General features: G+C 64.2%; 24 protein-coding genes. 21 read left to right on the top strand and 3 right to left on the bottom strand.

Annotation, left to right across the window (positions count from 1 at the left end; genetic code table 11):
* Positions 1 to 54: 54 nt before the first annotated feature.
* Positions 55 to 474, bottom strand: coding sequence for a phosphoribosyl-ATP pyrophosphohydrolase (locus ACG97_RS04435; RefSeq protein WP_047966129.1), 420 nt, complete (start codon positions 472 to 474; stop codon positions 55 to 57).
* A 117-nt stretch (positions 475 to 591) separates the two neighbouring features.
* On the bottom strand, positions 592 to 1,884 hold the full coding sequence (gene aroA, locus ACG97_RS04430) for a 3-phosphoshikimate 1-carboxyvinyltransferase (RefSeq protein ID WP_047966128.1): 1,293 nt from the start codon (positions 1,882 to 1,884) through the stop codon (positions 592 to 594).
* A gap of 192 nt (positions 1,885 to 2,076) precedes the next feature.
* Between aroA and cmk the strand changes: the two genes are divergently transcribed.
* The 13 genes from cmk (at position 2,077) to zapE (ending at position 14,981) form a co-directional block, all read left to right on the top strand.
* On the top strand, positions 2,077 to 2,730 hold the full coding sequence (gene cmk, locus ACG97_RS04425; RefSeq protein WP_047966246.1) for a (d)CMP kinase: 654 nt from the start codon (positions 2,077 to 2,079) through the stop codon (positions 2,728 to 2,730).
* A 107-nt stretch (positions 2,731 to 2,837) separates the two neighbouring features.
* Positions 2,838 to 4,538: a 30S ribosomal protein S1 gene (gene rpsA / locus ACG97_RS04420; protein ID WP_120811973.1), complete on the top strand. Its 1,701-nt coding sequence runs from the start codon at positions 2,838 to 2,840 to the stop codon at positions 4,536 to 4,538.
* A gap of 9 nt (positions 4,539 to 4,547) precedes the next feature.
* A complete protein-coding gene (locus ACG97_RS04415; RefSeq protein ID WP_047966245.1) occupies positions 4,548 to 4,844 on the top strand; it encodes an integration host factor subunit beta in 297 nt (98 codons plus the stop codon).
* Positions 4,845 to 4,970: 126 nt separating this feature from the next.
* The gene (locus ACG97_RS04410; RefSeq protein ID WP_047966126.1) at positions 4,971 to 5,264 is read left to right on the top strand and encodes a lipopolysaccharide assembly protein LapA domain-containing protein; all 294 of its coding nucleotides are present in this window, start codon (positions 4,971 to 4,973) and stop codon (positions 5,262 to 5,264) included.
* Between the two features lie 44 nt (positions 5,265 to 5,308).
* Positions 5,309 to 6,472: a lipopolysaccharide assembly protein LapB gene (gene lapB, locus ACG97_RS04405; RefSeq protein WP_047966125.1), complete on the top strand. Its 1,164-nt coding sequence runs from the start codon at positions 5,309 to 5,311 to the stop codon at positions 6,470 to 6,472.
* 26 nt (positions 6,473 to 6,498) lie between these two features.
* Positions 6,499 to 7,245 carry an orotidine-5'-phosphate decarboxylase gene (gene pyrF / locus ACG97_RS04400; RefSeq protein ID WP_047966124.1) on the top strand — a complete coding sequence of 249 codons (747 nt, stop codon included), beginning with the start codon at positions 6,499 to 6,501 and terminating at the stop codon, positions 7,243 to 7,245.
* Positions 7,242 to 8,561, top strand: a complete 1,320-nt coding sequence (locus tag ACG97_RS04395; protein WP_047966123.1) for a UDP-glucose/GDP-mannose dehydrogenase family protein — start codon at positions 7,242 to 7,244, stop codon at positions 8,559 to 8,561. The genes pyrF and ACG97_RS04395 overlap by 4 nt, the downstream gene beginning before the upstream one ends.
* A 7-nt stretch (positions 8,562 to 8,568) precedes the next feature.
* Positions 8,569 to 9,531 (top strand): D-glycero-beta-D-manno-heptose-7-phosphate kinase, encoded by a 963-nt coding sequence (gene rfaE1, locus ACG97_RS04390; RefSeq protein ID WP_047966244.1) that lies wholly within the window; start codon positions 8,569 to 8,571, stop codon positions 9,529 to 9,531.
* Between the two features lie 17 nt (positions 9,532 to 9,548).
* Positions 9,549 to 10,130, top strand: coding sequence for a DUF924 family protein (locus ACG97_RS04385; RefSeq protein WP_047966122.1), 582 nt, complete (start codon positions 9,549 to 9,551; stop codon positions 10,128 to 10,130).
* An 18-nt stretch (positions 10,131 to 10,148) separates the two neighbouring features.
* Entirely contained in the window at positions 10,149 to 11,150 is a 1,002-nt protein-coding gene (gene rfaD, locus ACG97_RS04380; RefSeq protein ID WP_047966121.1) for an ADP-glyceromanno-heptose 6-epimerase, read from the top strand.
* Between the two features lie 125 nt (positions 11,151 to 11,275).
* Entirely contained in the window at positions 11,276 to 12,646 is a 1,371-nt protein-coding gene (locus ACG97_RS04375; protein ID WP_162198998.1) for an esterase-like activity of phytase family protein, read from the top strand.
* Between the two features lie 234 nt (positions 12,647 to 12,880).
* On the top strand, positions 12,881 to 13,777 hold the full coding sequence (cysM, locus tag ACG97_RS04370; protein WP_047966120.1) for a cysteine synthase CysM: 897 nt from the start codon (positions 12,881 to 12,883) through the stop codon (positions 13,775 to 13,777).
* A gap of 46 nt (positions 13,778 to 13,823) precedes the next feature.
* Entirely contained in the window at positions 13,824 to 14,981 is a 1,158-nt protein-coding gene (gene zapE / locus ACG97_RS04365; RefSeq protein ID WP_238377254.1) for a cell division protein ZapE, read from the top strand.
* Positions 14,982 to 15,078: 97 nt separating this feature from the next.
* On the opposite strand, the gene ACG97_RS16865 is transcribed toward zapE, so the two are convergent.
* Positions 15,079 to 15,276 (bottom strand): SPOR domain-containing protein, encoded by a 198-nt coding sequence (locus ACG97_RS16865; RefSeq protein ID WP_162198997.1) that lies wholly within the window; start codon positions 15,274 to 15,276, stop codon positions 15,079 to 15,081.
* Positions 15,277 to 15,414: 138 nt separating this feature from the next.
* On the opposite strand from ACG97_RS16865, the gene ACG97_RS18120 reads away from it, so the two are divergent.
* The 8 genes from ACG97_RS18120 (at position 15,415) to hisS (ending at position 21,788) form a co-directional block, all read left to right on the top strand.
* Entirely contained in the window at positions 15,415 to 15,540 is a 126-nt protein-coding gene (locus tag ACG97_RS18120) for a hypothetical protein (protein ID WP_255348021.1), read from the top strand.
* Positions 15,541 to 15,555: 15 nt separating this feature from the next.
* Positions 15,556 to 15,927, top strand: a complete 372-nt coding sequence (locus ACG97_RS16860; protein ID WP_053068060.1) for a hypothetical protein — start codon at positions 15,556 to 15,558, stop codon at positions 15,925 to 15,927.
* A 101-nt stretch (positions 15,928 to 16,028) separates the two neighbouring features.
* The gene (ndk, locus tag ACG97_RS04355; RefSeq protein ID WP_047966118.1) at positions 16,029 to 16,454 is read left to right on the top strand and encodes a nucleoside-diphosphate kinase; all 426 of its coding nucleotides are present in this window, start codon (positions 16,029 to 16,031) and stop codon (positions 16,452 to 16,454) included.
* Between the two features lie 48 nt (positions 16,455 to 16,502).
* The gene (rlmN, locus tag ACG97_RS04350) at positions 16,503 to 17,597 is read left to right on the top strand and encodes a 23S rRNA (adenine(2503)-C(2))-methyltransferase RlmN (RefSeq protein WP_047966117.1); all 1,095 of its coding nucleotides are present in this window, start codon (positions 16,503 to 16,505) and stop codon (positions 17,595 to 17,597) included.
* A gap of 23 nt (positions 17,598 to 17,620) precedes the next feature.
* Positions 17,621 to 18,334, top strand: coding sequence for a type IV pilus biogenesis/stability protein PilW (gene pilW, locus ACG97_RS04345; RefSeq protein ID WP_053068059.1), 714 nt, complete (start codon positions 17,621 to 17,623; stop codon positions 18,332 to 18,334).
* Positions 18,335 to 18,340: 6 nt separating this feature from the next.
* Positions 18,341 to 19,180, top strand: a complete 840-nt coding sequence (locus tag ACG97_RS04340; protein ID WP_047966116.1) for a RodZ domain-containing protein — start codon at positions 18,341 to 18,343, stop codon at positions 19,178 to 19,180.
* 7 nt (positions 19,181 to 19,187) lie between these two features.
* A complete protein-coding gene (gene ispG / locus ACG97_RS04335; RefSeq protein WP_047966115.1) occupies positions 19,188 to 20,462 on the top strand; it encodes a flavodoxin-dependent (E)-4-hydroxy-3-methylbut-2-enyl-diphosphate synthase in 1,275 nt (424 codons plus the stop codon).
* Between the two features lie 54 nt (positions 20,463 to 20,516).
* Complete coding sequence (gene hisS / locus ACG97_RS04330; protein WP_047966114.1) at positions 20,517 to 21,788, top strand: histidine--tRNA ligase; 1,272 nt, start codon at positions 20,517 to 20,519, stop codon at positions 21,786 to 21,788.
* Positions 21,789 to 21,794: the final 6 nt, after the last annotated feature.

Genomic DNA, 21,794 nt, shown 5'->3' with positions numbered 1-21,794 from the left:
AGCAGCAGGCCTCACGGCAAGGCGGCACAACCCAGCATCAGGGGATGGCAGTGTTTAGCCGCCGTGCTGGCGGATCACCCCTTCCTTGTCCGCCGGCTGCCAGCCGGCCGGTTTCAGGATCTTGCCGTCTGCCCGACGCGCCACCTTGCCGTCGACGCACTTGGCGAGGTTGGCGGCGTGGATCGCGTCGAACATCTTTTCCACCGGCAGCCCCTGCGACAGCAGCAGGCCGAGCAGCACGTTGAGCACGTCCACGCCTTCGGCCGCCAGCTCGGCGCGCAGCCGCGTCTGCTCTGCCGGCTCGGCCTGCTGGATGCGCTGGTAGTCATGCAGTGCGACGGAAAACTCTAGCCACTCTTCCTGCAGCATGGTGTGCCACATCGCGAGGGCGGCGGCGTCGAATTGCGGCGTGGCCGGCAGGCTCATGTCGAAGCGCGCCATGAAGTCGCGGCGCAGGGTGAACGGATTGCTCATCTTGTGTTATAGGTGGTTTGTTGACGCAGTATTTTGTGTTTTGTGCCCGCTGCTGGCAAGGGCCGGCCATGAAAAAAGCCGCTGCATTTGCAGCGGCTTTTGGCTTGCGGCCAACGTTCAGCGGTTTGCCAGCTGGCCCAGCACCTCGAAGTAGTCGGGGAAGGTCTTCGCCACGCACTTCGGGTCGTTGATGATTACCGGGGTGCCGAGCAGGGCCACCAGCGAGAAGCACATCGCCATGCGGTGGTCGTCGTAGGTGTCGATCTCGGCATTGGGCGTCAGCGTCGCCGGCGGGGTGACGCTGATGCTGTCCTGCGTTTCCACCACCGTGGCGCCAACCTTGCGCAGTTCGGTGGCCATCGCCGCCAGGCGGTCGGTTTCCTTCACGCGCCAGCTTTCCACGTTGCGGATGGTGGTGGTGCCGTTGGCTGCCAGCGCCGCCACCGCGATGGTCATCGCCGCGTCGGGAATGTGGTTGAGGTCGACGTCGATCGCCTGCAGGCCGCCGGCCGGCGCACGCGCTTCGATCCAGTTGTCGCCCATGGTGATTTGGGCGCCCATCAGCGCCAGCGCGTCGGCGAATTTCACGTCGCCCTGGATGCTGCTGCGGCCAACCCCTTCCACCCGGACCGGGCCACCGGCCAGCGCGCCGGCGGCGAGGAAGTAAGAGGCGCTGGAGGCATCGCCCTCGACGTGGATCTCGCCCAGCGAGCGGTAACGCTGGCCGGCGGCAATGCTGAAGCGCTGCCAGCCGTCGCGCTGCACCGGCACACCGAAGCGCGCCATCAGGTTGAGGGTGATCTCGATATAGGGTTTGGAGATCAGCTCGCCGACCACCTCGATGGTGACTGCCTCGCCGGTCAGCGGCAGCGCCATCAACAGTGCGGTGAGGAACTGGCTGGAGACGTTGCCCTTCACCGGAATGACCTTGCCGCTGTTGACGCCGGCCGGCTTGATCTGCAGCGGCGGGTAGCCGTCGTTGCCGAGGTAGGCGATATCGGCGCCGGCCACGCGCAGCGCGTCGACCAGGTCGCCGATCGGGCGCTCGTGCATGCGTGCCACGCCGTGCAGGTGGTAGTGACCCTGCATCAGCGCCAGCGCCGCGGTCAGCGGGCGGAAGGCGGTGCCGGCGTTGCCGAGGAACAGGTCGGCTTCCTTGACCGCAAACATGCCGCCGGTGCCGTGCACCAGGAAGTCGCGGCTGTTGCCTTGCTGCTGGACGGTGACGCCCAGCGTAGTCAGCGCTTCCAGCATGCGGCTGATGTCGTCGGAATCGAGCAGGTCGCGCACCAGGGTCTGGCCGTCGGCCAGCGCGGCCAGCAGCAGGGTGCGGTTGGAAATGCTCTTCGAGCCGGGCAGTTTGACGGTGCCGGCAAGGCGGGGAATCGGGTGTAGCGTCAGTTGTTCCATGGCGGTCTTGCTCTTTGATTTTGTTCGGGGCGCGGCGCTGGCCGCTGTCTGCGCCGGTCGCGCGTGCGGCGCGCCGGCATCGGATGATCTCTGTACCGACTGTACCGTTATTGTGCATTGCCGCGCAAACATCCGCTGCGGCGGCAGCTGCGTTACAATATCTGATTTTCAGTCAGGCTTTCTGTCATGGTCATGCTCCGCCCCGTTATTACCATCGATGGCCCATCCGCCTCCGGCAAAGGCACCGTGGCGGCACTTGTTGCCCGCGAGCTGGGCTTCCATTATCTCGATTCCGGTGCGCTGTACCGGCTGGCCGCGCTGTACGCGCTGCGCGAAGGCGTGAGCTGGGAAGACGAAAACCAGGTTACCAGGTTGGCCGCACAGCTGCCGGCGGCCTTTACCGACGACAAGGTGTGGCTGGATGGCCACGATGTCAGCGCCGCGATCCGCGCCGAGGATATCGGGATGGGCGCCTCCAGAATCGCCGCGCTGCCTAGCGTGCGCGCCGCGCTGCTCGAGCGCCAGCGTGCCTACCAGCAGACACCGGGGCTGGTGGCCGACGGCCGCGACATGGGTTCGGTGGTGTTTCCGCGCGCCGAGCTCAAGGTTTTCCTGACCGCCAGTGCCGAAGAACGTGCCGCGCGACGCTATAAGCAGTTGATCGCAAAAGGGGAATCTGCTAACCTCCCACAGATTCAGCAGGATATTTGTGACCGTGACGCGCGTGACGCGGCACGGAGCGTTGCCCCGTTGAGACAAGAACCGGATGCCCGTTTGCTGGATACCTCCGCGCTCACCATTGACCAGGCGGTCAAGCAGGTGCTGCTGTGGTTTCGCGAACGATAAAGGCGCCCGGTTGTTCATTTTTGTAGCACGCTGCTTCGGTTTCCTTGCACCGGCAGCCCTCAAACCTAACCCCGCGTGACGCAAGGCATGCAACAAGAGTAAATCTGATGACTAACCTCGTAATGGATAGCTTCGCCGCCCTGTTTGAAGAGAGCCTGGCTCTGCAAGAAATGCGCGCCGGTGAAGTAATCACTGCTGAAGTCGTGTCCATCGACTCCAACTTCGTTACCGTTAACGCCGGTCTGAAGTCCGAGTCCCTGATCCCTGTTGAAGAATTCAAGGGTGACAATGGCCAGGTTGAAGTAGCAATTGGCGATTTCGTCACTGTTGCCATCGACTCCCTGGAAAACGGCTTTGGCGAAACCAAGCTGTCCCGCGAAAAAGCCAAGCGTCTGGCTGCGTGGATTGACCTGGAAGAGGCTCTGGAAGCTGGCAAGATCCTGTCTGGCGTGATCAGCGGTAAAGTCAAGGGTGGTCTGACCGTTATGGTTAACGGCATCCGCGCCTTCCTGCCGGGTTCGCTGGTAGATGTACGTCCGGTGAAAGACACCACTCCTTACGAAGGTAAGGAAGTTGAGTTCAAGGTTATCAAGCTGGATCGCAAGCGCAACAACGTGGTTGTTTCGCGCCGTGCGGTTCTGGAAGAAACCCTGGGCGAAGAGCGCAAGGCACTGCTGGAAACCCTGCGTGAAGGCCTGGTGGTTAAGGGTATCGTCAAGAACATCACCGACTACGGTGCGTTCGTTGACCTGGGCGGTATCGATGGCCTGCTGCACATCACCGACCTGGCATGGCGCCGTGTCAAGCACCCGTCCGAAGTTCTGGCCGTTGGTGACGAAGTTGAAGCCAAGGTTCTCAAGTTCGACCAGGACAAGAACCGCGTTTCGCTGGGTCTCAAGCAGCTGGGCGAAGATCCGTGGGTGGGCCTGTCCCGCCGTTACCCTGCCGGCACCCGCCTGTTCGGCAAGGTAACCAACCTGACCGACTACGGTGGCTTTGTTGAAATCGAACAGGGTATCGAAGGTCTGGTTCACGTGTCCGAAATGGACTGGACTAACAAGAACGTACACCCATCCAAGGTAGTTCAGGTGGGCGACGAAGTTGAAGTCATGATCCTCGAGATCGACGAAGACCGTCGTCGTATCAGCCTGGGTATGAAGCAGTGCCAGGCCAACCCATGGAACGCCTTCGCTGACGACTTCAAGAAGGGTGACAAGATCAAGGGCGCCATCAAGTCGATCACCGACTTCGGCGTGTTCGTTGGTCTGCCAGGCGGCATCGACGGCCTGGTTCACCTGTCCGACCTGTCCTGGAACGAGACCGGCGAAGAAGCCGTTCGCCGCTTCAAGAAGGGCGACGAAGTTGATGCCGTGGTTATGTCCATCGACGTTGAGAAAGAGCGCATCTCCCTCGGCATCAAGCAGCTGGAAGGCGATCCGTTCAACAACTACGTTGCCATGAACGACAAGGGCGCGCTGGTTAAGGGCGTGGTGAAGTCTGCTGATGCCAAAGGCGCCGTGATCCAGCTGGATAGCGACGTTGAAGGTTACCTGCGTGCTTCCGAAGTGTCGCGTGACCGCGTTGAAGACATCCGCACCCACGTTAAAGAGGGTGACGAAGTTGAAACCGTGATCATCGCTGTTGACCGCAAGGCTCGCTCCATCAGCCTGTCGATCAAGGCGAAAGACATGCAGGAAGAGAAAGCCGCCATGGGCGCGATCTCTGCTGATGCCAGCGCGAACGTGTCTGCCGGTACTACCAGCCTGGGCGCCCTGCTCAAGGCTAAACTGTCCGGCGGCAACGAATAAGTGATGGATATGACCAAATCTGAGCTTATTGCGAGGCTTGCCGAGCGTTATCCTCAGTTGGTCGCCAAAGATGCTGAACTGGCCGTCAAAACCATTCTGGATGCGATGGCCGGCAGCCTGGCAAAAGGGCAGCGAATCGAGATTCGCGGCTTCGGTAGCTTCGATCTGAACTACCGACCGCCGCGGGTTGGCCGCAACCCCAAGTCCGGCTCCAGCGTTGTCGTTCCTGAGAAATACGTGCCTCACTTCAAGGCAGGCAAAGAGCTGCGCGAACGCGTGGATCTTGCCCCGGGGGCTTCCGAGTAAGCTTCTGATGTGCCTGTCTGCAAAACGCTGCGGTTTACCGCAGCGTTTTTTTATTCCGCTTCCGGCTTGGGGGGGCGCACGCTTTCGTTTAAACTTGCGATAATTTTTGATCAGGCCGGAGTCGTTATGCGTTACCTCGTTCGCTTGCTGGAGCTGGTGCTGCTGGTGCTGCTGGTGGCGGTAACCGTGCAGAACAGTGCCATCGTCGAGTTCAAGCTGTTTTTTGGACAAAGCTGGAATGCGCCGCTGATCCTGCTGTTGCTGGTGTTCTTTGTTGCCGGTGTGCTGATTGCAATGCTGGCTACCTTTACCTATTCCCTGCGTGTCCGTCGCGAGCTGTCGCAGCTCAAGAAGGAATTGCGCTCCAGACAGGCCAGCAGCCGGGTGACCAAAGACCCGAGCGACGCACTGGCTGACTGATTTGCTTCTGCCGTTTGCCGGCATTCCCGTACCGAGGTTGGATTTTGGATATTGATCTGTGGTGGCTGTTGCTGTTCCCGGCATTTTTCGGTCTGGGCTGGCTGGCCGCGCGCGTCGACATGCGCGCAGTACTGAAACAGGCGCGCGAAGTGCCGGCCGGTTTTTACAAGGGGCTGGACGCGCTGGTCGATGACAAGACCGATGTCGCCGCCCGCTCGCTGGCGGAAGTGGCACGCGCCCATCCGCAGGCACTGGAAGTGCAGCTGAGCCTGGGCAAGCTGTACCGCCGCCGCGGCGAAAACGACCGCGCCATCCGCCTGCACCAGCAGGTGCTGGAACTGCCCGATCTCAGCAACGAGCAAAAGGCGCAGGTGCGTTTCGAGCTGTCGCAGGACTTTCACAAGGCCGGGCTGGTCGATCGCGCCGAGGAAATCCTGGTCAAGCTGCTGCCCAGCCAGACCATGGGCCGTGCCGCGCGCGAGCAGCTGCTGAGTATCTACCAGCAGGACCGCGACTGGGAAAAGGCGGTCGCCACCGCGCGCGAGCTGCGCAGCGACGCGCACTCCTTCCAGCACGAGGTGGCGCAGTTTTTCTGCGAGCTGGCGCAGGGTGCGCTATACCAGTCCGACTACGACAAGGCGCGCGGCTACGTGCAGGAAGCGTTTGCGGCCAACCGCAAGTGCGTGCGCGCCAGCATCCTGCTCGGTGACATCGAGGTCGCTACTGGCCAGCCGGAAGCCGCCATCGCCGCGTGGCAGGCGATCGAGAAGCAGAACTACGAATACCTGGCGATGGTCGCCGAGCGCCTGTTCGACGCCTACGAGTCGCTGGGCAAGGCGGCGGAAGGCATTGCGCTGCTGCGCGGCTATCAACGCACCTTTTCGCAGCTGGAACTGACCGACCTGCTGTACCAGAAGGTAGCCACCTACGAAGGCGAGGCCAAGGCGCTGGAGGCAGTGCGCGAAGCGGTACACGCGCGGCCGAACCTGCTCGGCGTCTACCGCCTGGTGGAAGCGCAGATGGACGAGCTGAGCCCGGAAGGACGCATGGATGCCGAAGTGGCGCGCGCGCTGATCATGAAGCACGCGCAGCGCCTGACCGTGCACCGCTGCAAACGCTGCAATTTCCGTTCGCGGGCCTTCTTCTGGCACTGCCCGGCCTGCGGAGAGTGGGAGAGCTTCACCCCCAACCGCTCGGAAACCCATTGATTTCAAGTATTGAAGACTGGAACAACATGAATCCCTTGATGGCGCCTGGCCTTGCGGCCAACGTTACCTCGCCGGTGCTGGTGGCACTGGATTTTGCCACCGCCGATGCCGCGCTGGCCTTTGCCTCCCGTCTTGACCCGCTGCAGTGCCGGCTGAAGGTCGGCAAGGAACTGTTTACCGCCGCCGGCCCGCAGCTGCTGCAACAGTTGCAGGCGCGCGGCTTCCAGGTGTTCCTGGACCTGAAGTTCCACGACATTCCCAACACCGTGGCGCACGCCTGCAAGATGGCGGCCGAGGCCGGGGTGTGGATGGTCAACGTGCACGCCTCCGGCGGTCGCCGCATGATGACTGCCGCCGCCGAGGCGCTGGCGCAGTACAGCCAGCGCCCGCTGCTGATCGCGGTCACGGTCTTGACCAGCATGGAGGCCAGCGATCTGGCCGAGATCGGCATCACCGTGCCACCGCAGGAGCAGGTGTTGCGCCTGGCACGGCTGACGCGCGACAGCGGCCTGGACGGCGTGGTGTGCTCGGCGCAGGAAGCGCCGCTGCTGAAGGCCGAACTGGGTCGCGACTTCAAGCTGGTGACGCCGGGCATCCGCCTAGCCGACAGCGCCGACGACGACCAGCGCCGGGTGATGACCCCGGTGGCCGCGCTGCAGGCCGGTGCCGACTACTTGGTGATCGGCCGTCCTATCACCCAGGCCGCCGATCCGCTGGCCGCGCTGGCGGCGATCAATGCCGACATTCAATCCTATATGGCGACACAAGCATGAAAATTACCGTAATCGGATCGGGCTATGTCGGCCTGGTCACCGGCACCTGCCTCGCCGAAGTGGGCAATCACGTGCTGTGCCTGGACGTGGATCCGGCCAAGATCGCCATGCTGCAGGCTGGCGGCATCCCGATCTACGAGCCGGGGCTGGACGAGATGGTCAAGCGCAACGTCGCCGCCGGTCGCCTCAGCTTCACCACCGACGTTGCCGCGTCGGTGGCGTTCGGCGACATCCAGTTCATCGCCGTCGGCACCCCGCCGGACGAGGACGGCTCCGCCGACCTGCAGTACGTACTGGCCGCCGCGCGCAATATCGGCCAGCACATGAACGGTTACAAGGTCATCGTCGACAAGTCGACGGTGCCGGTCGGTACCGCCGACAAGGTCAACGCCGCGATCGCGGCAACGTTGGGCGCACGCGGGGTCGATATCGATTACAGCGTGGTGTCCAATCCGGAGTTCCTGAAAGAGGGCGCCGCGATCGAGGATTTCATGAAGCCGGACCGCATCGTGGTCGGCGCCGGGGACGAGCGTGCCATCGACATGATGCGCCGCCTGTACGAGCCGTTCCAGCGCAACCACGAGCGCATCCTGTTCATGGACGTGCGCTCCGCCGAGCTGACCAAGTACGCGGCCAACGCGATGCTGGCGACCCGCATCTCGTTCATGAACGAGCTGGCCAACCTGGCGGAAACGCTGGGTGCCGACATCGAGCTGGTGCGCAAGGGCATCGGCTCCGATCCGCGCATCGGCTACCACTTCCTGTATCCGGGCACCGGCTACGGCGGTTCCTGCTTCCCGAAAGACGTCAAGGCGCTGGTGGCCACCGGCCGCGACAACGGCCACGCGATGCGCGTGCTGACCGCGGTGGAAGCAGCCAACGACGCGCAGAAGCTGCGACTGGTGGAAAAAGTGGTCGCCAAATTCGGCGCCGACCTGACGGGGCGCCGCTTCGCGTTGTGGGGGCTGGCGTTCAAGCCCAACACCGATGACATGCGCGAGGCGCCGAGCCGCGTGATCGTCGACGAGCTGACCCGCCGTGGCGCGCAAGTGGTCGCTTTCGATCCGGTGGCGATGCACGAAGCGTCGCGCGCCATGGCCGACATCGCCGGCTTTGCCTTTGCCGACGACATGATGAGCCCGCTGCACGGTGCCGATGCGCTGCTGATCGCCACCGAATGGAAGGCGTTCCGCAGCCCGGACTTTAGCGAACTGAAACGCCTGCTGCTGCAGCCGCTGATTTTCGACGGCCGCAATATGTACGATCCGGCCTGGCTGCGCGCGCAGGGCTTCGAATACCACGCCATCGGCCGTTGAGGTGAGCATGAACCTGTTGAACACGCTGGGTCTCGCGCCCGCAACGTTGGCCGCACAGCTGGCCGCAGCCAAGGTGCTGGTGGTCGGCGACGTGATGCTGGACCGTTACTGGTTCGGCGATGTGAGCCGCATCTCGCCGGAGGCGCCGGTGCCGGTAGCCAAAATCAGCCGCATGGAAGAGCGTGCCGGCGGTGCGGCCAACGTGGCGCGCAATATCGCCAGCCTCGGTGGCCAGGCCACCATCCTGTCGGTGGTCGGCGACGACGAGGCCGCCAGCGCGCTGGAGCGGTTGCTGGCCAATGACGGCATCCGTGCCTCGTTCAAGCGCGATACCTGCATCGCCACCACGGTGAAACTGAGGGTGGTGGCGCGGCAGCAGCAGCTGATCCGCCTCGATTTCGAGGATGCGCCGAGCCATGAAATCCTCGCCGACAAGCTGGACGAGTACGCCGCCATCGTCGCCGAGCACGACGTGGTGATCCTGTCCGACTACGGCAAGGGCGGCCTGACCCACGTTGCGCGCATGATCGCGCTGGCGCGGGCGGCCGGCAAGCCGGTGCTGATCGACCCGAAAGGCGACGACTACAGCAAGTACGCCGGCGCCACGCTGCTGACGCCCAACCGCAGCGAATTCAAGCAGGTGGCCGGCAGCTGGCAGAACGAAGCGCAGCTCAGCGCCAAGGCCGAAGCCTTGCGCGGCGAGCTGAATCTCGACGCCTTGCTGGTGACGCGCAGCGAAGAAGGCATGACGCTGTACCGGGCCGGTGGCGCGGTGCACGAGCCGACGCTGGCGCAGGAGGTGTACGACGTGTCCGGTGCCGGCGATACCGTGATCGGCACCCTGGGCCTGATGTTGGCTGCAGGCCTGGAGTTGCCGCTGGCGATGCGGCTGGCTAATGCCGCCGCCGGCATCGTGGTGGCCAAGCTGGGCACCGCGGTGTGCCACCAGCGCGAACTGTTTGCACTGTAATGTGAAGCGAGGCGGCGATGACGGACTGGGCGACGCAGGTAGTACGGTTCTGGTTTGACGGCACGGACGAGGCGCAGCTGGCTGCGAGCCGCAGCGCCTGGTTCCGCAAGGATGCCGCCTTCGACGACGCCATCCGCCAGCGCTTCCTGCCGCTGTGGCAGCGCGTCGCCGCCGGCGAGTTGCTGCCGGACCCGACCGACGCGCACGCGGTGCTGGCGTGGCTGATCGTGGCCGACCAGTTCTCGCGCAACCTGTTCCGCGGCGAGGCGCAGGCGTTTGCGCTGGATGCGGCGGCGCGGACGGTGGCCAAGGCGGCGCTGGCCAGCGGGCTGGAACAACAATTGCCGCCGGTGGCGCGCTGGTTCTTCTACCTGCCGCTGGAGCACAGCGAAGCGCTGGCCGACCAGGACGAATCCGTTCGCCGCTTCGAGAGCCTGCCGCCGGACAGCCCGGAGCGCGCCGGTGTCGTCGACTACGCCGAAAAGCATCGGGCCATCATCGCCCGCTTTGGCCGTTTTCCCCACCGCAATGCCGCGCTGGGGCGCCCCTCTACCGCGGACGAGCTGCAGTTTCTGGCGCAGCCGGGCAGCTCGTTCTGACTTCCTAAAGGAAATGCTATGACCATCGTGGTGACCGGCGCTGCCGGCTTTATCGGCTCCAACATCGTCAAGGCGCTCAATGCCCGCGGCGAAACCGACATCATCGCCGTCGACAACCTGACCCGCGGCGACAAGTTCGTCAACCTGGTGGACTGCGAGATCAGCGACTACCTCGACAAGCAGGACTTCATCAGCCTGATCGGCAGCGGCGATTTTGACGGCGAGATCCGCGCCATCCTGCACCAGGGTGCCTGCTCCGACACCATGAACCACGACGGCAAGTACATGATGGAGAACAACTACCAGTACACGCTGGAGCTGTTCGAATTCTGCCAGGCGGAAGAAATCCCGTTCCTGTACGCCTCCAGCGCCGCCACCTACGGCAAGGGCAGCGTGTTCAAGGAAGAGCGCCAGCATGAAGGCCCGCTCAACGTCTACGGTTATTCCAAGTTCCTGTTCGACCAGGTGCTGCGCCGCCGCATGAAGGAAGGCCTCACCGCGCAAGTGGCCGGCTTTCGCTACTTCAACGTCTACGGTCCGCAGGAACAGCACAAGGGGCGCATGGCGTCGGTGGCGTTCCACAACTTCAACCAGTACCGTGAATCCGGCAAGGTCAAGCTGTTCGGCGGCTACGACGGCTGGGACAACGGCAGCCAGAGTCGCGACTTCGTGTCGGTGGAGGACGTGGTCAACGTCAACCTGTTCTTCCTCGATAATCCGGACAAGTCCGGCATCTTCAACCTCGGCTCCGGCCGTGCGCAGCCGTTCAACGATGTGGCGGTCGCCACCGTCAACGCCTGCCGCCGCCACGAAGGCCTGCCGGCGCTGACGCTGGCCGAGCTGGTGCAGCAAGGCATCCTGGAGTACATCGAATTCCCGGAGGCGCTGAAGGGCAAGTACCAGAGCTTCACCCAGGCCGACATCGGCAAGCTCCGTGAAGCGGGCTACGACGCGCCGATGCTGACCGTGGAGCAGGGGGTCGACCGCTACGTGGACTGGCTGATCGCGCGCCAGGGCTGAGTCTTGCGCCTTGCCGCCCGCAAGCCCCGTCCCCGGACGGGGCTTTGTCATTTGCGGCTGTCACGGTGCTGTCACGACACTGGGCTAGCGTGACGTCTTTCTGACGATACCGGATGGGATCTTTTATGCGCCGTTCTCTTGCTGTGCTGTTTGCCGGGCTGGCCATGCCGGCGCTGGCCGCGCCGTTCACCCTGTTGCCGGTATCGCATCCGGCGGTGGCGGCGGTAGAACGCTACGAGGTCAGCGCACCGGCGCTCGCCTATCGCGGTGCCGATGCCGCGGCCTTCGCTGGCAGCCTGCCGCTGGCAGTGGGTTCGGCGCTGAGCTTCAAGGGTTATGAAAAAGGCAGTGCAGCGCTGGAATTCTGGGCGGTGACCGATCGCGGCCCGAATGCCGATTCGCCGGAGGTGCTGAACGGCGGCACGCGCTACGCCAGCAAGCTGTTCCCGGTGCCGGCCTTTGTGCCGACGGTGGTGCAACTGCGTGTGTCACTGGCGGAGGCGGCCACGGTTGGCCGCATGCTGCCGCTGCGCGAAGCCGGGCGCGCCATCAGCGGCCTGCCGCTGCCGCAGGGGGCGGTGGGCGCCAGCGGTGAAATCGGCCTCGATGAAAAACTGCAGCCGCTGCCGTACGACACGCTGGGCTTCGATCCGGAGGGCATCGCGGCCGACAAGCAGGGCAACCTGTGGCTGGTGGACGAGTACGGCCCGTTCCTGGCCCGGGTCGATGCCGCCAGCGGCGAGATCCGGCAGCGCTATGCGCCGGGCAGCGGCCTGCCGGCCATCCTCGCCGCGCGGCAGCTCAACCGCGGCTTTGAGGGCGTCACCGTGACGCCGTCCGGCAAGGTGGTCGCCATCGTGCAGAGCACGCTGGATGTCGATGGTCGCACCCGTCACGGCGCGCGTTTCAGCCGCATCGTCGAGCTGGACCCGGCCAGCGGCGCGGTGCGTCAGTTCGGCTATCCGGTGCCGGCACACTACAACAAGGCCGGCGACATGAAGCTGGGCGATATCGTGGCGCTGTCCGACAGCCGCTTCGCGGTGATCGAGCAGGGCAAGGATCAGGACAAGCGGATGCACAACGACATCACACTGATCGACCTCGCCACGGCCACGGCACTGGACGGCAAGACGCTTGCCGACGGCCGCGCGCTGGAGTATGGCGACGACGCGATGCTGGCGGCGGCCGGCATCCAGCTGGCACGGCGGACGCTGGCACTGGACCTGCGCGCACTGGGCTGGACCGCGGAAAAGGCGGAAGGGCTGACGCTGGTGGAGAACAACCAGCTGGCGCTGATCAACGACAACGACTTCGGCGTGCGCAGCGAGGTGCAGGGCAGTGCCGCCAAGCTGGCGCAGCTGCAGGTCGCCGCTGGGCAGCTGCAGAACCTGGCCGGCCAGCGCCAGGATGGCGCCCGTGTCGCCATCGCGCCCAATCGCGAGGCCACCGAGCTGTGGCTGATCACGCTGCAGAAGCCGCTGCACGCGCTGCCCTGAGCGCGCCGCGGCGTGATCACAAAAAACCCGCACCCTTGGTGCGGGTTTTTTTGCGGCTGCTGCCGGCGGCATGGTGCATCTGGTTATATTCAAGGTAGCCAAAATTCCAAAAGCCACGCTGATGGCAAGTGCTTGATCCGTATAGTTATTATTGATGCTGGCGCGGCAGGCTTGGCCGCGGGGCGGCGACAGCGGGGTGCAAGCCGGTATAATGCGGCGCACTAGGAGACGCCAATGACCCTGCCCGTATTCAAACATCTCGAAGATTTCGTCGGTAACACCCCGCTGGTGCGCCTCAAGCGCATGCCGGGCAACAGCAGCAACGTGGTGCTGGTCAAGCTGGAGGGCAACAACCCGGCCGGTTCGGTAAAGGACAGGCCGGCACTGTCGATGATCCGCCACGCCGAGGCGCGCGGCGAGATCAAACCCGGAGACACCCTGATCGAGCCGACCAGCGGCAACACCGGCATCGCGCTGGCGATGGCGGCGACTATGATGGGCTACAAGATGATCCTGGTGATGCCGGAAAATTCCAGCCAGGAACGCATCGACACCATGCGCGCCTACGGCGCTGAGGTGATCCTGACACCGAAGGCGGCGTCGATGCCCGGCGCCATCGACGAGGCGCGGCGCCTTGAGGCCGCCGGGGTTGGCTGCATCCTCGACCAGTTCGGCAACCCGGACAATCCGCTGGCGCACCTCGAGGGCACCGGGCCGGAGATCTGGCGCGACACCGCCGGCACTGTCACCCACTTCGTGTCCAGCATGGGCACCACCGGCACCATCATGGGCACCAGTGCCTACCTCAAGCAGCAGAATCCGGCGATCCGCATCATCGGCGTGCAGCCGCAGGTTGGCAGCCAGATCCCCGGCATCCGCAAGTGGGAAGACGAATACCTGCCCAAGATCTGCGATTTCTCGCGCATCGACGAGCTGCTGCTGGTCGACCAGCAGACCGCGGAAGACACCGCGCGCCAGCTGGCGCGCGAGGAGGGCATCCTCGCCGGGCCGTCGTCCGGCGGCGCGCTGGCGGTGGCACTGCGCCTCAACCAGCAGCTGGAGAACGCGGTGATCGTGTCCATCGTCTGCGACCGTGGTGACCGCTACCTGTCCACCGGCCTGTTTTCCTGAGCCAACGTTGGCCGCACGCTGCGGCCAACCCTGAACCGAAGCGATTATGTCCCAACACGTTTTTTCGCCGCCGAGCGACGGCTCGATGAGCCCCAAGACCTGGTACCAGGCGGCCAGCCAGCAGCCAGGCTTTATCCACGACGCGGCCCAGGCCGCCGCCATCGAGCGGCTGGACGAGCTGTGGCAGACGCTGGTGGAGTTCAAGGACAAGCGCAACCGCTTCCTCGGTCGCAGCCTGCGCAAGCCGGAAGTGCCGCGCGGCCTGTATTTCTGGGGTGGCGTCGGCCGTGGCAAGAGCTTCCTGATGGATGCCTTCTTCGGCTGCGTGCCCTACAACCGCAAGCGTCGCGTGCATTTCCATCACTTCATGGCGGAAATCCACAAGCAGCTGCGCACGGTGTCGAACGAGGCCGACCCGCTGAAAACGGTGGCGGCCCGCATCGCCCGCGACGTGCGCCTGCTGTGCTTTGACGAATTCCACGTCAGCGACATCGCCGACGCCATGATCCTCGGCCGCCTGTTCGCCGCACTGTTCGAGCAGGGCATCATCTGCGTGATGACTTCCAACTACCCGCCGGAAAACCTGTATCCGAACGGCCTGATGCGCAGCAACTTCCTGCCTACCATCGCCTTGCTGCAGCAGCACTTGGAGGTGATCAACGTCGATGGCGGCAACGACTACCGCCTGCGCGAGCTGACGCGCGAGCCGTTGTTCCATGTACCGGCAGATGCCGACGCCGAGGCGAAGATGCAGGACATGTTCGAGCGGCTGGCCGGTGCCTCCGGCGAGCTGGAACACTCGCTGACGGTGCTGGGGCGCGACATCCCGCTCAAGCGCCATGCGCCGGGGGTGATCTGGTTCGATTTCCACGCCATCTGCGACGGGCCGCGGGCGCAGACCGACTATCTGGAAATCGCCAGCGAATACCACACCGTATTCGTGTCCGATATTCCACAGCTGGCGGTGCGCGACGCGTCGATGGCGCGGCGTTTTACCTGGCTGGTGGACGTGTTCTACGACCATCGCGTCAAGCTGGTGGCGTCCTGCGCGGTGGCGCCGGAGCTGATCTATACCGAGGGGCCGCAGGCCAGCGAGTTTTTCCGCACCGCCAGCCGCCTCACCGAGATGCAGTCGCGCACCTATCTGGAGTTGCCGCACCTAGTGGATGACTTCAAGATCGCCGACGGCATTACCGAGACCTGAGCCGCGCTTGCCGCGCCCCATGAAAAAAGGTTGGCCGCAGTGTTGCGGCCAACCTTTTTACGTTGCGGGACGGTGTCTAGCGCAGCTTCATGAGACCTTAGCGCTGGCCGGCCGGAATCAGCAGTGGCTGGTAGCCGAGGGCGCGCAAGCGCTGCATCGCCTCTTCCGCCTCGGCACGGGTGCGGAACGGGCCCAGCTGGACGCGGGTTTCGGTGCGCGCGGTGATGCCGCGCTTTTTCAGGTCCGCCACCAGCTTCTCGGCATTGTCCGGGCTGGAGAACAGGCCCAGCTGCACCTGGTAGCCGAAGGAGCTGCCTTGCGGGGCGATACTGGGGACAGGTAGGCGCGGCAGTGTGGGCGTTTTTTTCGGCCAGCGGTACGCGGATGGCGGGCGCGGGCGCCGGTGCGGCGATAACGCCCGGTGCCGGGCACGGTGTGGTCGCGGCGTGGCGGCTCGCTGCGCGGTGCTGCGGTCGTGCTGCTGCTCTTGGCGGCGCTGTCCGGCAGTGCCTTGCTGCTGGCGACGGCCGGCGTGCGCGGCGGTGGTGTCTGGATCTGAGGCGGGGTGAGGGGGGTGACGCCGGCCGGGCTGCCGGGAGCCGGTGCCAGTGGCGAGCTGCCGGCTGGCGCACTGGCGCTGACGGCGGCACTGGCCTCCAGCGGCGCGCTGCTGTCGATGGCGCTGAGGCTCAGCGAGGCGCTGTCACTGCTGTCTTTCTGGATGATGCGGCCGGAGCTGATCGGGGTGCTGGCCGGGGTCGGCGGTGTCGCCGGTGGGTTGAAACTGTCGATGATCGGTATCGCCGCCAGTGCCACCAGAACCAGGCCGCTGGCAATCGCAATCCGTTTCTTGATCTGGGGCGACAGCCCGCTGTCGCCGCCGGGGGCGCGCTCTTGTGGCGTTGGATTCATCTCGGTTTACATTCTGTGCAGCAAACGCTGGTGAACACTGGTAAAATACCGGGTTCCTCAAAATTGGGTAACCCGTCAAGCTTGAAAATAGCTTGGCAAGTGTAACCATTTCGCTTGTAAACAGGGAGAATTTATATGGCAATCGAACGTACGCTGTCCATTATCAAGCCAGACGCAGTCGCCAAGAACGTTATCGGCAAGATCTACGACCGTTTTGAATCCGCCGGCCTGAAAGTCGTGGCCGCCAAGCTGAAGCAACTGTCGCGCGCCGAAGCCGAAGGCTTCTACGCCGTGCACAAAGAGCGTCCTTTCTTCAACGACCTGGTGAGCTTCATGATCTCCGGTCCGGTGATGATCCAGGCGCTGGAAGGCGAAAACGCCGTCCTGAAAAACCGCGAACTGATGGGCGCGACCGATCCGAAGAAAGCCGAAGCCGGTACCATCCGCGCCGATTTCGCTGATTCCATCGATGCCAACGCCGTTCACGGCTCCGACAGCCTCGAAAACGCCGCGATCGAAGTAGCCTACTTCTTCGCCGCAACCGAGATCTGCGCACGCTAAGCTGTACCCGGCGGCTGCCTGTGGCGGCCGCCATTTCCAGAGATTGACATGAAGACCAACCTGCTCGACTTCAACCTTCCCCAGCTCACCGACCACTTTGCCGCGATGGGCGAAAAGCCGTTCCGCGCCAAGCAGATCATGCGCTGGATGCACCAGATGGGCGAAGCCGACTTCGACGCCATGACCGACATCGCCAAGAGCCTGCGTGCCAAGCTGCACGACTGCGCCATTGTCGGTGTGCCCGATCTGATGGTGTCGCAGGAGTCGGAAGATGGTACCCGCAAGTGGCTGCTCGACGTCGGCACCGGCAACGGTGTCGAAACCGTGTTCATCCCCGAGGATGACCGCGGCACCTTGTGCATATCATCTCAGGTCGGCTGTGCGCTGGAGTGCACCTTCTGCTCCACCGGCCGCCAGGGCTTCAACCGCAACCTCAGCACCGCCGAGATCATCGGCCAGCTGTGGTGGGCGAACAAGGCGATGGGCGTGACGCCGAAGAACGAGCGCGTGGTGTCCAACGTGGTGATGATGGGCATGGGCGAGCCGCTGGCCAACTTCGACAACGTGGTGTCGGCGCTGCAGATCATGCTCGACGATCACGGCTACGGCCTGAGCCGCCGCCGCGTGACGGTGTCGACCTCCGGCATGGTGCCGCAGATGGACAGACTGAAAGAGGCCTGTCCGGTGGCGCTGGCGGTGAGCCTGCACGCTTCCAACGACCGCATCCGCGACGAGATCGTGCCGCTGAACAAGAAGTACCCGCTGAAAGAGCTGATGGCGGCCTGCCAGCGCTATCTGGTAAAGGCGCCGCGCGACTTCATCACCTTCGAGTATGTGATGCTTGACGGGGTCAACGACAGGCCGGAACATGCGCGGGAGCTGATCGCGCTGGTGCGCGACGTGCCGTGCAAGTTCAACCTGATTCCGTTCAACCCGTTCCCGAATTCCGGTTACGAGCGTTCCAGCAACAACGCGATCCGCAATTTCCGCGAAATCCTGCAGGAAGCCGGCTTCATCGTCACCGTGCGCAAGACGCGCGGCGACGACATCGACGCCGCCTGCGGCCAGCTGGCCGGCCAGGTGCAGGACAAGACCCGGCGCCAGGAAAAGTGGATACGCATCGCCGAGGAAAAAGACCAATGAAGCTAGCCCGTGTCGTCGTCCTGTTGGCCACCCTGCTGGCCAGTACGCTGACATTTGCCGACGGCGCCACCCCGCGCGAGCTGGCACAGACACGGGCCCTGTTGGCAATCGAGTACATGAAGATCGGCAACATGCGCGTGGCGCTGGAAAATGCCGATCAGTCCATCAAGTTTGATCCTACCTTTCAGGCCGGCTACCTCGCCCGCGCCCTGATCTACATGCAACTGGGTGTCGACACCGAGGCGGAAGCCGCCTTCAACCGTGCGCTGAAGCTGGATGCGGCCAACCCCGAGGTCAACAATAATTTCGGCTGGTACCTGTGCAGCCGCGGCCGCTACGAAGAGGCGATCGCGCGCTTCGACCGCGCGCTGGCCGATCCGCTGTACCAGTCGCCGCAGTCGGCGATGGTGAACAAGGCGGCCTGCCTGGTGCGCATGGACCAGCGCCCGCTGGCCAACCAGTGGCTGCTGGCCGCGCTGCGCCGCGCACCGAATGACAGCGCCGCGTTGCGCGAACTGCTGAACTTGTCTTTGTTGGATAAAAATGTCACGCTGGCGACCTTTTATTACGAACGCCTGAAGTTTGACGAGCGTCGCATGTCGCCAGCGGAATTGATGATGGGGATTCGTCTGGCACGTTTAAAACAGGATCGGGCGATGGAGACACGCCTGGCCGATTATCTGAAAACGCGTTTTCCCGATACCGGGGAAGCCCAGATGTTGCTTAGCGGAAACTGAAAAAGCATGGAAGCGGATAACCAACAACAAGACAGCACTGCCGTGGCAATCGGGCAGGAATTGCGTGCTGCCCGCGAGGGCAAGGGCCTGAGCATCGGCGAGGTGGCCGATCGCCTGAAATTGTCGGTCAAGCAGTTGAACGCCATCGAGCGTGGTGATTTCGCCAGCCTGCCAGGCGCGACCTTCGCCCGCGGCTTCGTGCGCAGCTATGCCCGTTACATGGAAATGAATGCCGATGCGCTGGTGGCGCGTCTGGACCAGTGCGTGCCGCTAGACACGCCGCCGGCAGCGCTGGTGCCGGTCAACGAAGCGCCGGCCAAGGCCTCGCTGGCCTTGCCCCTGTCGCTGGGCGCACTGCTGGTGATTGCCGGCGGCTGGTTCCTGCTGCCGGGCGCGGCGGAGCCGGAAGTGCAGTCCTCGGTGCCGCTGGCACTGGTACCGACGGTGGCTGATCCCGACGCCAGCGCCTTGCAGCCGACCACCTCCGACGTGGTGGCGGTCACACCGCCGCTGGTACCGGCCTCGGCGCCGCAGCCGGTCGCACCACCGGTGACGGCGCCGCTCGCCGTGGCCGCCTCGGCCCCAAGTGCCGCCGCGCCGGTTGCCGGGCAGGGCCGTATCGAATTGCGCGTGCGCCAGGAAGCCTGGGTGTCGATTACCGATGCCGACGGCAAGAAGCTGGTGTACGCCACGCTGGCCGCCAACGACAGCCGCCAGCTGCAGGGCCGGCCGCCATTCCGCGTGGTGATCGGCAATGCGGCCAACGCCGAGCTGGCCTATAACGGCCAGCCGGTCGACCTTGGCAGCAAGATTCGCGGGACCACCGCCAAACTGGAACTGAACTAACACGCAGATGGACGCAACGATCAAACGCCGTCAAACCCAGCAGGTGGCTATTGGCCATGTGATGGTGGGTTCCGCGCACCCGGTGATGGTGCAGTCGATGACCAATACCGACACCGCCGACGCCGCTGCCACCGTGCAGCAGGTGCAGGCGCTGGCGCAGGCCGGCTCCGAGGTGGTGCGCATTACCGTCAACAGCCCGGAGGCCGCCGCCCGCGTGGCGGAAATCCGCCAGCGGCTGGACGACCTCGGTTGCGACGTGCCGCTGGTCGGCGACTTCCATTTCAACGGCGACCGTCTGCTGAAAGACTACCCCGACTGCGCGCGTGCGCTTGGCAAGTACCGCATCAACCCCGGCAACGTCGGCAAGGGGGCCAAGGGCGACGACAAGTTCGCGTTCATGATTCGCACCGCCATCGAGTACGACAAGCCGGTGCGCATCGGCGTCAACTGGGGCAGCCTGGACCAGGCGCTGCTGGCGCGGATGCTGGACGTCAATAATCATGCGGCCAACCCCAAGGCGCTGGACGTGGTGATGCGCGAGGCGCTGATCGTGTCGGCGCTGGAGTCGGCCGACAAGGCGATGGAGCTGGGGCTGGCCTCCGACCGCATCCTGCTGTCGTGCAAGGTCAGCAACGTGCAGGACCTGATCACCGTGTATCGCGATCTGGGCAGTCGCTGCGATTTTCCGCTGCATCTGGGCCTGACCGAGGCCGGTATGGGCAGCAAGGGCATCGTCGCCTCCAGCGCGGCGCTGGCGGTGCTGCTGCAGGAAGGCATCGGCGATACCATCCGTATTTCGCTGACCCCGCAGCCGGGAGAGGCGCGCACCAAGGAAGTGGTGGTGGCGCAGGAGCTGCTGCAGACCATGGGCCTGCGCTCGTTCACGCCGCTGGTCACCGCCTGTCCCGGCTGTGGCCGCACCACCAGCACCTTTTTCCAGGAACTGGCGGACAGTATCCAGACCTACCTGCGCGAGCAGATGCCGATCTGGCGCCTGCAGTATCCGGGGGTGGAAGACATGAAGGTGGCGGTGATGGGCTGTGTGGTCAACGGCCCGGGCGAGTCTAAGCTCGCTGACATCGGCATCAGCCTGCCTGGCACCGGCGAAGTGCCGGTGGCGCCGGTATACGTCGATGGTCACAAGGACGTGACGCTGAAGGGCGATCACATCGCCACCGAGTTCAAGGCCATCGTCGATCAGTACGTGCAGACCCGTTATGGCGAGGGTGGTGCCAAACGCCGCGAAGTGGTGGCGCGCACCATCCCGATCAAGTCCGTGTAGGGCTTGCGGCCAACCTTAGAATCGAATTCAGAGAATTTCGGAAGAACAATCGTAATGGCTCAAAAGTTGCAAGCGATTCGCGGCATGAATGATGTGCTGCCGGCCGAGTCGCACCAGTGGGAGTATTTTGAAAACACGCTGCGCGGCTGGCTGGCAGACTACGGCTACCAGAACATCCGCACCCCGATCGTGGAAAGCACGCCACTGTTCGTGCGCTCCATCGGCGAAGTGACCGACATCGTCGAGAAGGAAATGTACTCCTTCACCGACAGCCTGAACGGCGATTCGCTGACGCTGCGCCCGGAAGGCACCGCTGGCACCCTGCGCGCGGTGGTCGAGCACAACCTGCTGTACAACACCACGCAGAAGCTGTGGTACATGGGCCCGATGTTCCGCCATGAGCGGCCGCAGAAAGGCCGCTACCGCCAGTTCCACCAGATCGGTGTCGAGGCGCTGGGCATGAACGGCCCGGACATCGACGCCGAGATCATCGCGATGACCGCCGAGCTGTGGCGTCGCCTGGGCCTGGCCGACAGCGTGCAGCTGGAAATCAACACCCTGGGCAACAAGGAAGAGCGTGCCGCGCACCGCGAGGCGCTGATCGCCTACCTGGAGCAGCACGTCGCCATTCTGGATGAGGACGGCAAGCGCCGCCTGTACAGCAACCCGCTGCGGGTGTTGGACACCAAGAATCCGGCACTGCAGGAAATGGCCAACGCCGCGCCGCGGCTGAGCGACTACCTCGGTGACGCCTCGCGCGCGCACTACGAGGGCTGGAAGGCGCTGATCGACGCGTTGGGCATCCCTTACGTGGAAAATCCGCGTCTGGTGCGCGGTCTGGACTACTATAACCAGTCGGTATTCGAGTGGGTGACCACCGAGCTGGGCGCACAGGGCACGGTGTGTGCCGGCGGTCGCTACGATGGCCTGATCGAGCAGCTGGGCGGCAAGCCGGCGCCGGGCATCGGTTTTGGCATGGGCATGGAGCGCGTGCTGCTGTTGCTGGCCGAAAAGGGTTTGTTGCCGGCACGTCGCAGCGTCGACGTGTTCATCGTCAACCAGGGACAGGGCGCCACCGCCTACGCCATGCAGCTGGCCCAGTCGCTGCGCATGGCCGGCCTGAGCGTGATCCAGCACATGGGTGACGCCAGCTTCAAGTCGCAAATGAAAAAGGCCGATGGCAGCGGCGCCGCAGTGGCGCTGATCATCGGTGAAAACGAAGTGGCGACGGCACAGGTGGTGATCAAGCCATTGCGTGCCGACGCCGCGCAGGAAACCGTTGCCGCGGCCGACGTGGCCGCGGCGGTTTCCCGCTTCAAGTCTTGACGAGGG

It is taken from the genome of Vogesella sp. EB (assembly GCF_001037925.1).
In the GTDB taxonomy this organism is placed as follows: Bacteria; Pseudomonadota; Gammaproteobacteria; order Burkholderiales; family Chromobacteriaceae; genus Vogesella; species Vogesella indigofera.
This window is presented reverse-complemented; position numbering and strand designations above follow the sequence as displayed.